Origin of the sequence: Microcoleus sp. (assembly GCF_041354475.1) — a bacterium.
In the GTDB taxonomy this organism is placed as follows: Bacteria; Cyanobacteriota; Cyanobacteriia; order Cyanobacteriales; family Microcoleaceae; genus Microcoleus.
Genome location: NZ_JBGJZU010000082.1, coordinates 1 through 12,653, shown reverse-complemented (window position 1 = coordinate 12,653; position 12,653 = coordinate 1). Strand labels below are relative to the sequence as shown.

9 protein-coding genes are annotated in these 12,653 nt (G+C 44.1%); 5 read left to right on the top strand and 4 right to left on the bottom strand.

The features are described 5' to 3' along the window. The first annotated feature begins 245 nt into the window (after positions 1-245). Positions 246-653 (top strand): biopolymer transporter ExbD, encoded by a 408-nt coding sequence (locus tag ACBR23_RS23575; protein ID WP_341739764.1) that lies wholly within the window; start codon positions 246-248, stop codon positions 651-653. 81 nt (positions 654-734) lie between these two features. On the opposite strand, the gene ACBR23_RS23570 is transcribed toward ACBR23_RS23575, so the two are convergent. The 3 genes from ACBR23_RS23570 to lepA form a co-directional block, all read right to left on the bottom strand. After that, positions 735-2,123: a UDP-glucose/GDP-mannose dehydrogenase family protein gene (locus ACBR23_RS23570; protein ID WP_371117101.1), complete on the bottom strand. Its 1,389-nt coding sequence runs from the start codon at positions 2,121-2,123 to the stop codon at positions 735-737. 125 nt (positions 2,124-2,248) lie between these two features. Next, positions 2,249-3,187: a UDP-glucuronic acid decarboxylase family protein gene (locus ACBR23_RS23565; protein WP_371117102.1), complete on the bottom strand. Its 939-nt coding sequence runs from the start codon at positions 3,185-3,187 to the stop codon at positions 2,249-2,251. Between the two features lie 498 nt (positions 3,188-3,685). Beyond that, a complete protein-coding gene (gene lepA / locus ACBR23_RS23560; protein ID WP_341739767.1) occupies positions 3,686-5,500 on the bottom strand; it encodes a translation elongation factor 4 in 1,815 nt (604 codons plus the stop codon). Between the two features lie 397 nt (positions 5,501-5,897). On the opposite strand from lepA, the gene ACBR23_RS23555 reads away from it, so the two are divergent. From ACBR23_RS23555 to ACBR23_RS23545, 3 genes are all read left to right on the top strand, one after another. After that, complete coding sequence (locus ACBR23_RS23555; protein ID WP_341731561.1) at positions 5,898-6,125, top strand: hypothetical protein; 228 nt, start codon at positions 5,898-5,900, stop codon at positions 6,123-6,125. A 519-nt stretch (positions 6,126-6,644) separates the two neighbouring features. After that, positions 6,645-8,522: an ATP-binding protein gene (locus tag ACBR23_RS23550; RefSeq protein ID WP_371117103.1), complete on the top strand. Its 1,878-nt coding sequence runs from the start codon at positions 6,645-6,647 to the stop codon at positions 8,520-8,522. 536 nt (positions 8,523-9,058) lie between these two features. After that, a complete protein-coding gene (locus ACBR23_RS23545; RefSeq protein ID WP_341739769.1) occupies positions 9,059-9,868 on the top strand; it encodes a GAF domain-containing protein in 810 nt (269 codons plus the stop codon). A gap of 156 nt (positions 9,869-10,024) precedes the next feature. Here the strand turns inward: ACBR23_RS23545 and ACBR23_RS23540 are convergent, their stop codons facing one another. Continuing rightward, the gene (locus ACBR23_RS23540) at positions 10,025-11,596 is read right to left on the bottom strand and encodes a PAS domain S-box protein (protein ID WP_371120099.1); all 1,572 of its coding nucleotides are present in this window, start codon (positions 11,594-11,596) and stop codon (positions 10,025-10,027) included. A gap of 206 nt (positions 11,597-11,802) precedes the next feature. Here ACBR23_RS23540 and ACBR23_RS23535 point away from each other — a divergent pair, with 206 nt between their 5' ends. Further along, complete coding sequence (locus ACBR23_RS23535) at positions 11,803-12,453, top strand: DUF3386 domain-containing protein (protein ID WP_371117105.1); 651 nt, start codon at positions 11,803-11,805, stop codon at positions 12,451-12,453. The last annotated feature ends 200 nt before the right edge of the window (positions 12,454-12,653 follow it).

Below are 12,653 nucleotides of genomic sequence, written 5' to 3'. Positions count from 1 at the left end.
CTCATGGGCTTACTATCGGATTTTTTTACCGCAGAGTACGCAGAGGAACCAGAGAAAGGGGAGAGATGTGAATGATTCTCATGAATACAGGATTTGATTTTAGCTACAAGTATGGAGATGTCTCATGGGCTTACTATCGGATTTTTTTACCGCAGAGTACGCAGAGGAACCAGAGAAAGGGGAGAGATGTGAATGATTCTCATGAATACAGGATTTGATTTTAGCTACAAGTATGGAGATGTCTCATGCGCTTACCAGAAGAAATTGATGATGTTCCTCTGCAAATCAATATCGTGCCGATGATTGATGTCATCTTTGCGATTTTAACGTTTTTTATCATGTCTAGTTTGTTTTTGAGTCGCTCGGAAGGGTTGCCGGTTATTTTACCTAAAGCTATAATGGGTAATGTTCAGCAGCAATCAATTCCTATGGTGGTTACTGTTGATAAATATGGCAATTTGGCGCTGAATCGTCAACCTGTTAAGTTAAATGAGGTTTCGACTAGAGTTCGTGCTTTGATTCCGTTGCAGCAACGGGAGGTTGTAGTTTTGATTAATGCGGATAAGTTGGTTAGTCACGGGGTGGTAACTGGGGTAATGGATGAATTGCGATCGGTGTCTGGGGTCAAAATTGCGATCGGTACTGTCAGATAATTAAGCTGTTTCCAGTGTGTTTTTGGGCAGGCAGGATGCCCACCCCACAAGCTTTTTAGTTCTGTTCTTGGATGGGAAAATTTACCTTCCAATTCCTACATATTGGAAACCAGCGGCTTCTAAAACTTTCTTGTCTAAGAAATTACGGCCGTCAATCATCACTGGATGATTCATCAATTTCGCCATTTTTAGATAGTCTAAATTGCGAAACTGTTCCCAGTCTGTCACCAATACTAAAGCATCGCAACTATCAGCTAGTCTTTCGGGGTCAGTTTCTACCAATACTCCTGACAAACCGTGACGCATTCCAGTTTGAGAAACAATCGGATCGTAAGCTTTAACTTTCGCTCCTAATCGGTTCAAATTCTCGATTAAATTCAGGGAAGGAGCATCGCGTAAATCATCAGTATCTGGCTTGAAAGTTAAACCCAAAAGTCCGACTGTTTTGCCTTTGAGAATCTTTAAAACTTGCTGCAATTTTTCAATAGCAATCAATCGTTGACGTTCGTTAACTTCTACTGCTGCTTTTAGCAAATGTGCTTCGTAGCCGTAATCGTTAGCAGTGTGAACTAAGGCTGAAACATCTTTGGGGAAACAAGAACCGCCCCAACCAATTCCTGCTTGCAGAAATTTGCCACCAATTCGTGAATCTAGTCCGATTCCTTTGGCGACTTGGGTAACATCTGCACCGACGCGATCGCAAATATTAGCCACTTCATTAATAAAGCTGATTTTTGTTGCTAAAAAAGCATTGGCTGCGTACTTAATCATCTCGGCTGAACTGATATCAGTCTGGACTACGGGCACTGGTGGTAATGAGGTATTGTCAGCAAATTTGCGATCGACAATCGGGTTGTACAGCTCTACCATCATATCTAACGCCCGCTGAGAATTGCTGCCGAGAACAATGCGATCGGGATTAAAGGTATCATGAACTGCACAACCTTCTCGCAAAAACTCCGGGTTACTGACTACATCAAATTGAACACCTGTTTTTGCTGCTACTTCCTCCCCCGTAGCCCCTTCGCTACTTTGAGGTTTTTGACGTTCTGCCAAACCATCTAATACAATTCTTCGTACCCAATCCCCGGAACCGATGGGGACTGTTGATTTGTTTACTAATACTTTGTATTCACCGTCTAGGTGAGCACCAATGCCGCGTGCAACTGCCTCCACGTAACGAGTATCGCTTTCTCCTGTAGGTAAAGGAGGGGTGCCGACTGCAATAAACAAAATATCTCCGTGGGCAACTCCGGCGGCTAAATCTGAGGTGAATTCTAGATTGCCAGAGGCAGATGCAGAAGACATTAAATCCGAAAGTCCGGGTTCAAAAATTGGCGATTGTCCAGACTTCATTAACTTGACTTTTTCTTCGTTGTTGTCTACACAAATCACATGATGTCCGATGTGGGCTAAACAAGTGCCGGTGACTAAGCCAACATATCCCGTACCAATGACACATACACGCATAGAAATATCCTCAAAGTAAATGAATTCTGATGGGAATTGGGAATTGGGAATTGGGAAATTGGGAATTGGGAATATTTTTTAGAGGGGCAACCACGGGGGGTTTGCCCCTACAAATCTCTCAGTATCTACTGTTTATTTCCCTCGATGCGATCGCGAAAATCCTTGATAGTTAACTCCAAACCTCGATCCAGCGGCACAGTGGGCTCCCATCCCAACCAAGTTTTAGCACGAGTAATATCCGGTTGCCGCTGTTTTGGGTCATCTTGGGGCAGGGGTTTAAAGATAATTTCTGCCCCTGGATTAATCATGTTTTGAATTTTTTGGGCTAATTCCAAGATGGTGTATTCTCCGGGATTCCCTAAATTCATCGGCCCGATTTCGTTGTTATTCATCAAGCGAATAAATCCTTCAACTAAATCTGAAACATAGCAAAAACTCCGGGTTTGGGAACCGTCTCCGTATATTGTCAGTGGTTCATTTCGTAAAGCTTGAACAATAAAATTGCTGACGACTCGGCCATCATTTTCTAACATTCGCGGGCCGTAGGTGTTGAAGATTCGCACGACTCGAATGTCTACACCATTTTGCCTATGGTAGTCGAAAGATAGGGTTTCAGCTACTCGCTTCCCTTCGTCGTAACAACTGCGAATTCCGATACAATTAACGTTGCCACGATAATCTTCTGTTTGGGGATGAACATCTGGATCTCCATAGACTTCAGAAGTGGAAGCTAGAAAAAATCTGGCTTTTACTCGTTTGGCTAATCCCAACATATTCATCGTGCCGATGACGTTTGTTTTAAGTGTCTTGACAGGGTTGTACTGATAGTGTACTGGGGAAGCGGGACAGGCTAGATGGTAAATCTGATCTACTTCTAACCGAATTGGTTCGGTGATGTCATGGCGGATTAGCTCAAAGTATGGGTTGTCTAGCCATTTGAGGATATTGCGTTTGGTGCCGGTGTAAAAGTTATCCAGGCAGACTACTTCGTGTCCTTGGGCCATTAGGCGATCGATTAGGTGGGAACCGAGGAAGCCCGCACCGCCTGTGACTAAAATTCTCATGGTGGAAACTGCCTTTCTGTTTAGGGGGTAGGACTGTGGTACAAAAATTCAGTCGATCGAGTGAAACTTGCTAATAGAATAACAAAATTGCGATCGACAATGTAAAGGCTTTTTGGTAACGTTTGATGAATTTCTTGAGGCGTTTGGCATTTTTAGATACATTAAACTGATGGCTATCTATGGTAATTCTAAGCAGCAAAATTTTATTTAATATTTGATATTTTCGATAAATAAATCTTGACAGTAATTAAGAGCGATCGCCCTTCATTTCCCAAGTACGCTGTTGCAAAACTATCGGGTTTAGATGGAATTTTTACCATGTTGGACGCCCAAATGTGGATGTCCTTGGTCTGAATTTTAGCTCAGTAGTATATATTGTACATCTCATATCATTTTCAATCAGCATTTTGGGGACGGGTTCTCCGGCCCATCCCACGAAGACTGACTGTTTGTGGAACAGGATCTCTGGCCTGTTCCTCACAAAAAGCTACAGACAAATTACGAATCGCGATCGAGCTTCAGCACAGCCATAAAAGCTTCCTGCGGCACATCCACAGTACCCACAGACTTCATCCGCTTCTTACCCTTCGCCTGCTTTTGCAGCAGCTTCTTCTTCCGCGAAATATCGCCACCGTAACACTTCGCTAACACATCCTTCCGCAAAGCCGGAATGTGCTCTGAAGCAATCACCTTCGCGCCAATCGTCGCTTGAATGGGAACCTTAAATTGGTGGCGAGGAATCAACTCCTTGAGTTTTTCCGTCAAGCCGCGGCCCACATTATAGGCTTTATCGCGGTGTACAATCATCGCCAAAGCATCTACTGGATCGCCGTTAATTAAAATGTCCAATTTCACCAAGGGATTTTCGCGATAGCCAATCAGGTGATACTCCATGCTGGCATAACCGCGCGATCGCGATTTCATCTGATCGAAAAAGTCAGTCACTACTTCCGCCAAAGGCAACTCATAAATCAATGTAGTCCGCCCTTGACTGAGATATTTCATATCTTTAAAAATGCCCCGCCGAGTCTGAGATAATTCCATCAAAGTCCCCACATATGTTTCGGGCGATAGCATTTCTACTTGCACGTAAGGCTCCTCAATTTTATCACGATACTGAGGGTCTGGCAAGTGGCTCGGATTGTCAATTGTTAGGACTTCTCCCTTAATTGTCGTGACTTGATAAACCACGGAAGGAGCAGTCACAATTAAATCTAAATTGTATTCTCGTTCCAGTCTTTCTTGCACAATTTCCATGTGCAGCAAACCCAAGAAACCGCAGCGGAAACCAAATCCCATCGCACTGGATGTTTCTGGTTCGTAGGAAAGGGCCGCATCGTTAAGTTCGAGTTTTTCCAAGGCTTCCCGCAAGTCTGGAAATTGGTCAGCATCGATCGGGAATAAGCCACAAAACACCATCGGTTTCGCCTCGGTATAACCAGGCCAAGGCTCCGGTGCAGGCTTTTTGACCAAAGTAATTGTATCTCCCACGCGAGCATCCGCTACTGCCTTAATCGCTGCGCCTAGATAACCTACTTCTCCGGCGTGGAGTTCATCTACTGGGATTTGAGTTGGTGAAAGTATGCCTAATTCATCGATGACATATTCCTTGCCCGAAACCATCAATAATACTCGATCGCCTTTTTTGACACTGCCATCCATCACCCGGAAATAAACAATTACTCCACGATAAGCATCGTAATAACTATCAAAAATTAGCGCCCTGAGTGGTTGATCGACGGTATCCTGTGGTGGTGGCACCTTTTCGACGATCGCCTCCAAAATATCATCAATACCGATACCTTCCTTCGCAGAAGCCAGAATCGCGTCGCTACAGTCGAGTCCGACAATCTCTTCAATTTCCCCTTTTACCCGTTCTGGTTCCGCCCCCGGTAGGTCAATTTTATTTAAAACAGTAATAATTTCTAAATCGTTTGCCAAAGCTAGGTAGACATTTGCCAAGGTTTGTGCTTCCACACCTTGAGATGCGTCAACTACCAGCAGCGCACCTTCACAAGCAGCCAGCGATCGCGACACCTCGTAGGAGAAGTCTACGTGTCCAGGAGTGTCGATCAGATTAAGCACATAGTCCTGACCATCCTTGGCAGTATAATTCATCCGAGCAGCTTGCAGCTTGATCGTAATCCCACGCTCGCGTTCGAGCTCCATGTTGTCTAAAAACTGCTCTTTCATCTCCCGTGCTTGGACTGTCCCAGTCGCCTGCAACAGGCGATCGGCCAAAGTGGATTTTCCGTGATCGATGTGAGCAATAATCGAAAAATTGCGAATGCGAGATACAGGGACGTTAGTCATATTTTTTGTCAAAGACCTAATCGGCAAAGGATACTTTTTGTTGTATGATTACACAAGCAAGAGTACAGTGCCTGCTTAAACCTCTGATTGGGGATTGAAATCAAACCACCAATCAGTAACTCAACCTAAACACTCCCTCCCTTGTCAAAGCGATCTCCCTGAAAGGAAAACCTCAAAAGTGTGAAGATCTCCCACCCTGTCCTATCAAGCCAGGAAACCCAACCCAAAAAAACTTCCCTCTGTCCCTCTGTTCCTGTCTGTGTCTCTCTCCCCCTCCTCCTCTGTGTGTCCCTCTGTCGGTGCTTCTCCCCCTCCAGTCAGGTGTTTGTGTACCACACACTAACTCAAACAATTAAGCGATTGAAACTTAAGAATTAAAACTAGGATTTTTTTAACTATGAGCGAGTCAAGCATACCTTCCCACGCTGCGTCAGAAAAAGTGGAATTATCCATCCACATCGATCCTGAACTTTTAGACCAAATTCAGCACTTGACAAATGACCCTAGCAAAGTTATTGAAACTGCAATTAGGCAGTGGTTAAGGGGCGATCGCCGTGAAGACGAGTTGGCTCTGAGCTTGCGCCGCAACCCCCCAGTTCCGCCTCGTGGTGAGTGGAACGACTGAGGGTCGATCGCGAATTCCGGCGTTAATCTGTTGGCTGTGAAATTTGCGATCGCCCCCCAGCTATCATCACAGGCAGATTTCACTACAAAATCATAATTTTCTACCATAAATTTACCTAAAAAATAATCAGTTAATGCTGAAAAGTGAGAGACAAAATGGGATGGTTAGTCACCAGTTTCAGGGTCTGACAGCATCAAATATTTTAGGAATTTTTAAGCCAGATAATTAATCGGCGAAGGAACATTTCTAAATATTAAATAGTAGTCATCAACATCAAACACAATAACTGACAACAAATAGTTTCGAGTCTGAGGTGCTCGATTTAAAAGTGAGTATTTTTTGAGTTTATTAATAAATATAAAATTAATGGTAGCATCCAAAAATAGTTGATAGTTTTAAGTTGGGGATTTTGAATAACAAAGTATTGAACAATTAAACTATTGAACGATTAAACTATTGAACGATTAAACTATTTAACTCCCAAATCAAAAAGCAAAACTACTTTTATCTGCTATTCTGATGGACTCTAACACAGATTTTCGGCGATCGAGCCTGGCCTCTACAGCCTTTTTCCAAGAGTTAGGGGCAGAATTAATATTTACACAAGACAGAAACGGTCAATATCTATCTTTTTATTGGCAGCAAGGCGAGCAGCACAATCTTACAGTAGAACAAATTGTCGATGGTGGGGCGATCGACAACTTTCCACCTGTTCCGGCGAAACCATACCTCCAGCGCGTGCAACGAATCCTCGAAACCCTCACACCAGAAAGGTTTAGCTATCCATTTAGTCCCGGCGAAACATATTTACTCTTCGATGTGACAGTCGCTCCCATTATCACCTCAAACGGCACAGCTACAACAGTTTTAGTAATGGGACGCTTGCTGTCAGACAAACCCACAGACCAGAAGCTAAATTCTGACGCCTTGGACTCACAACTTCAGCCACAAAAGCTGCTCCCAGAAACCTGTATCCCTGCTACTTCCCTCCCTCCCTACTCCGAAATCAATCGCCAAATCATCTCCCAAATAGCTCAAAACCTCCACCGAACCCTAGACTTAGAGACAATTTGGCAGCAAACAGCCAACAGTCTCGGTCAAGTTTTAAATGCCAGCCGCTGTATCATCTGTCCCTACAAACAAAGCAGCGAAATTTTCAAATCCTCCCCATTCATTCCCCCGAAAAATATCGAAAATTCCGATGCCCCAGTATCGGAATTGGCCCTGCCCATTGCCCAGGACCATCCCTTTACTTCACCTCCTCCCCTTCCTATCGAACATTTCCAATCAAAAACCCTCAAAGTAGTAGCAGAGTACCGTCAAGAACCTTACTCTGCCATGCTGGGATTAGAATTGCAAGCGGCCGAACAGCCGGGGTGGACTGAAACTTTAGCTACCCTCAAGCCAGTAGCTGTTGAGTGTGCTTATCCCGCCAATGACCCTTTCCAGCGACACTCGGTGCTGGTAGCCGCTACTTCCTATCAAGGAGAACCCAATGCACTGATAGCTTTGCACCGCTGCGGAGATTCCCCGCAGTGGACTCCTCTAGAACTGGAATTCGCCCGCGAATTGGTCGCTCAAGTCGGAAGCGCGATCGCCCATGCTACTCTCTATCAAGAACTAGAACAGGCCCGCGCCGAAGCCGTTGCCCTTTCCCAGCTTAAAAGTCAGTTTCTGGCTAATACTTCTCACGAACTTCGCACCCCCCTCAACGGCATCCTTGGCTTTCTGAAATTACTGATGGACGGCATGGCAGATGACCCGGAAGAAGCCCGTGAATTTATCCTGGAAGCTCATCGTTCTGCCCTACTTTTGTTCAACGTCATCGACGATATTTTGGATGTCGCTAAAATCGAAGCTGGCAAAATGCAGTTAGACCTCGCTCCTGTCAAACTAGGTGAAGTTTTGCAGCAGGTTGAGTCTTTGACGCGGGTGCAGGTGGAAGAGAAGCGATTGAAATTTCAAGTCCAAACCCTATCTGCGGAGGAGGAAATTATTGTGTATGGCAATTACCGACGTCTGCTTCAAATTATTTTGAATCTGACTGGCAATGCGATTAAATTTACAAACGAAGGTGGCATTCGTATTAGTACCGAAGCAATTAAGAAAAAAGTTACTTTTCAGAATCAGGAGTTTCCTGGTCTGATCAAAATCCGAGTTGCTGATACTGGGATTGGGGTGTCTCTTGACAAACAAGATAAATTGTTTGAGTCTTTTTTTCAGGTAGATGGCGATCGTACCAGAAAATATGGTGGCACCGGTTTGGGATTGGCTATTACTCAAAAACTGGTAGAGGCAATGGGGGGTACGGTCAATTTTTACAGCATGGGGGAAGGACTCGGATCGACGGTTACTTTCACCGTCTTACTTTACCAAGAACCATTATTTTGTCAATAGTTAGCAGTCCTTAGTTAGTAGCAGTACCCTGGTTTTTGACCCCCCGTGCGTCCAGGACTGAGTTATTAATTATGGGAATTCAGCGAATTCCAGAAATATGTATTAATTATTACTCTTTTTTTGCCCTTGCTCCCTATTTTTGGGACTCTAGACTGATGACAATCGTCCCGCAGTGGTCTTTGGGCGCCTAGACCCAACAGGTATTTGGGGAGGTAGGTATCAAACCCCCTATTATTTTCCGTGAAACCATTGAGAATACAACGTATTTATAGGGATTTTGATGCCTGATTGAGCTTGCCCAGAACGTAATATAAAGAAAATTTACAAAAACTTGACAAAACTTCTTAAGTATGAGAAGTATAATGTTATTATAGAAATAATTACAGTTAGCTAGTAATTTTTGAAAGCCTGTGGGAACATTTAAGTGTAATTACGGAAGTCAGAAATTCGACAGTCTGGAGTTGGCAAATTCAGTAAATTCCTCCTCTGTTGGCGGAGTGGTAAAATTTTGCCATTCCAGTAGAAAAGGGGTTGCTATGAATCAGCAGATATCAGCTCAATCGCAAAAACTTTTACTGCAAATTGGCAGAAAGATTCGTAAAACTCTGGATCTAAATGGCATTTGGCAGCAAACAGTTAATAGTCTGGGGCAAACCCTTGATGTCAGTCGCTGTATCATTTGTCCCTATGAAAGTTCTAGCCTGCAAGTTAAGGTGGCAGCCGAATACTGTCAGGATCGATTTCCAGCCATGCTGGGAGTAGAGCTTTCCTTAATAGAAACACCTCATTTTATGGAGGCGATCGCCACCCTAGAACCCGTGGTATTTGACTCCTTTGCCGACGATGACCCTTTCGGCAGACAGTCAGTGTTAGTGGTGGCTACAGCCTATCAAGAGCAAGCTAACGGCATTATTAGTTTGCACCGATGCGGTCAGGATAATTTAGGAAACAATATAGGCGATCGACCTTGGACTCAGTGCCAAATCGAATTCGCTCAAGAACTTGCCGATCAAGTAGGAAGCGCCATCGCCCTCGCCACGCTCTATCAAGAGCGCAGCGATAGAGTCACAGAACTTTCCCAGCTCAAAAAGCAGTTCATGTTGAAAGCGTCCCACGAACTCCGCACGCCCCTAAATCACATTATTGGTTATCTACAACTAACTGTAGATGATATGGCAGACGATCCCATAGAGGAGAGGGCTTTTATCCAAGAAGCTCACCGTTCTGCTCTCCACCTTTCTAAGGTAATTGGTAATGTCTTAGATTTCATTCAGTTAAGCGATGCTTGTCAGACTCACGCAGACCTGGCTGCAATCAGAAGTCAGGAGACATCTTCCCAGGACTAAATAGTTGAATCGCTCATCGATCCATTAGGGTTTTCTACAACTAATCAGATCGACTGTTTCCAACTATTTATTTTTAATTATTTATTAAATAATTAATTAAACGTAAGATATTGGTGGCTAAAAAGCTTTCTGTATCATGATTCTGCGCCCTTGCTTTTACTTACTTTTTTTAGTATTTGTTGGAGGAGTAATATAACGAGCCCAAAAGGGTTCTTCCATATTTTTTAGCCCTACAAGTTTTTGGCGCTCTGACTCTATGCGCTTGCGTTCTGAAAGGTCAGAAAATATTTTTATGCAGCCGATAGTCTGGCCGCTGGCATCTTGCACCGGTGCGGCGAATAGCCAAAGATCGATCGAGCCACCGTCTTTCTTTAACAGAGACACTTCACAACCGTTCTGTGCCTTGCCATTTAACACCGACTTGAGTGTAGCCTGAAAATCTTGCTCTTTGCCTTCGGGAATATTAGGCTCAATTTGCTCCAAAACTTGTGTAGCACTCCAACCAAAAATTTGTTCTGCCATGGGGTTCCAGACAGTTACCTTGCCCTTGGTATCAGTACAAATTATGGCCAGTGGCGCAGATTCTATTTGTGCTTGTAACAGTTCCTTAGCCAATTGTAGTTGTACTTCTACTTGCTTGCGATCGCTAATTTTCTGACAAGCACCCCACAAACGCACAATCCGTCCCTCAGTCTTGTCCCAAACAGCTTGCCAGCGATCCTTCACCCAGCGCACCTCGCCTTTTTTGTTAACAATTCGATACTCATTGGTTCCCATGCGAATAGAAGTAAACTCTTGTAATTGCTCGATCAACATCTGCTTGTCATCAGGATGAACCAGATCTGAACTCCACCAGCCCGACGCTGCTAATTCTTCAGGAAGGTAGCCAGTGCAGCGCCCAAAAGCTTCTGTTGCCCACTCGCAGACAAATTTGCGATCGGGTGTCACCCTAAAAGAATAGGCAAAATCTGAAGTGATTTGCGACATGATTTTGTAGTGAAACTCCGACTCCTTGATTGCTAGTTCTGCTTGCTTGCGTTCCCCTATTTCCTGCGAATTCATGACAATTCCGCGGACATTAGAATCAAACAGCAAACTATTACCAATAGACTCTATATATACCCAATAACCGTCAGCGTGCCGCACCCGATATTCGATCGGCTTAGCAATTCCCGGATGTTCCAACAACTTACCAAAATATGCTTGCCAAGCCAGTAAATCATCAGGATGAATTAACTCACCCTGAACTTTGCCAATTCTTGCTTCTGGCTTGTAACCCAAAACTCGTGCCACTGCGGCGCTGTGATATCGCACTCGCCCATCCGACTCTAAAATGCTAATTATATCGGGAGAATTTCGCAGCACTTTTTGGAGTTTTGCTTCACTTTTTGTGAGTGCTTGATTCTCCCGACGGTACTGGCTGAGTTCTTTTTGGAATTGTTCTTGTAACTGTCTAAGTTGAGAGGCTTGTTGCGCTGAGGTGCGTTCTAAAAGGCGATTGGATTTTTCTAATTCTACCAGCTTAGCCGCATTGTTTGTGGCGCTTTCAAACTGGTCGCTGACTGCCAATTCTTGCAAAGAATTAAACAGGTTGTCCAAAGTTTTTTTTAAAATTCCCTGTTGTGCAGGTGGCAGTTGATTGACTTGTGTTTGCAACGCTTGCAGGTGTTGAAATGTTTTTTCTAGCATTTGAAAAATAAATTTATAGTTGTGATCGTCGCCAGTCATCAGAACTGGACGCAATTTTTTTCAAGATAGCCACAAGAAACACCCGATCGCCATATAACTAAATTTTTTCTGACCCTGATTTAATATTATAGCTACTTGCGATCGGCAAATAGGGCTAAATCTAACAATCTCGATCGGATAAAGTGCGCGGCTTTCGCTTACAAGCTAAAGTAGTAGATGCGTGTACATAGTAAAGAGAGAGATTCATGACAGAGACAGCAAACGCTCGCGACCTATTTCGCGCTGCCTACGAACACCGCTACACTTGGGATGCCAACTTTCCTGGTTACAGTGCCGACATCGAACTCAAGCAAGGCGACGAAGTATACACGGGTAATGTTTCGATTAAGCCAGACATGACTGTGGAAGTGAGCGGCATTGCAGACGAGGAAGTGCAGCAAAGTGTCTACACTCAAATGCGGGACATTGTTACCCACCGCAAACGCTCAACATTTGAAAAATCTCACGGGAAAAACAACTTCACCCTCGGCGAGAAGGATGACACCGATGCTGTGGACATCTTGGTGCAAGGCGACTCGATGGGATCGAATTATAAAATCCGAGGTTTGTCAATTTGTCAAGTCAGCCGGGTGATGGGCCGCATGGCTTTCGTAATTGATACTCACAAAAGCCTAGAGACACCGGAAGGTTCCTTGGCTAGTCACTACGATGCTGTTTTCCGCAACCCAGAAACTAATGAAATCACCAGAGAACTCGAATTTGAAGACACTTTCGAGAAAATAGGTGACTATTATGTCATGACTAAGCAAGTAGTGCGATCGAAAGAACAAGGTCAACAGACAACAACCGAGTTCAACTACTCTAACGTCAAAATGCTGGAACCAGCAGTAGTTTAGAGCCCATCGAAAAACCTAATTTCCTAAATAAAACAGGTTTTTCGATTACCATATGAGCATCAACAGTAAGTAATTGTGCTATCCGCTAAACACTGGACAAAAGTGGACGAGATAGCCAGTCTAAGTCTTTAACTAGGCTACGTTAGTAAGGTCACGACACCTACGAGTGCTTTCCAGCTTGTAGCTATGTCGCCGGAGAT

What these genes read in the sequence shown, in the direction of transcription:
- ACBR23_RS23565 (WP_371117102.1), bottom strand. Translation starts at nt 3,187, where the DNA reads ATGAGAATTTTAGTCACAGGCGGTGCGGGCTTCCTCGGTTCCCACCTA.
- ACBR23_RS23555 (WP_341731561.1), top strand. Translation starts at nt 5,898, where the DNA reads ATGAGCGAGTCAAGCATACCTTCCCACGCTGCGTCAGAAAAAGTGGAA.
- ACBR23_RS23550 (WP_371117103.1), top strand. Translation starts at nt 6,645, where the DNA reads ATGGACTCTAACACAGATTTTCGGCGATCGAGCCTGGCCTCTACAGCC.
- ACBR23_RS23570 (WP_371117101.1), bottom strand. Translation starts at nt 2,123, where the DNA reads ATGCGTGTATGTGTCATTGGTACGGGATATGTTGGCTTAGTCACCGGC.
- ACBR23_RS23540 (WP_371120099.1), bottom strand. Translation starts at nt 11,596, where the DNA reads ATGACTGGCGACGATCACAACTATAAATTTATTTTTCAAATGCTAGAA.
- ACBR23_RS23575 (WP_341739764.1), top strand. Translation starts at nt 246, where the DNA reads ATGCGCTTACCAGAAGAAATTGATGATGTTCCTCTGCAAATCAATATC.
- ACBR23_RS23545 (WP_341739769.1), top strand. Translation starts at nt 9,059, where the DNA reads ATGAATCAGCAGATATCAGCTCAATCGCAAAAACTTTTACTGCAAATT.
- lepA (WP_341739767.1), bottom strand. Translation starts at nt 5,500, where the DNA reads ATGACTAACGTCCCTGTATCTCGCATTCGCAATTTTTCGATTATTGCT.
- ACBR23_RS23535 (WP_371117105.1), top strand. Translation starts at nt 11,803, where the DNA reads ATGACAGAGACAGCAAACGCTCGCGACCTATTTCGCGCTGCCTACGAA.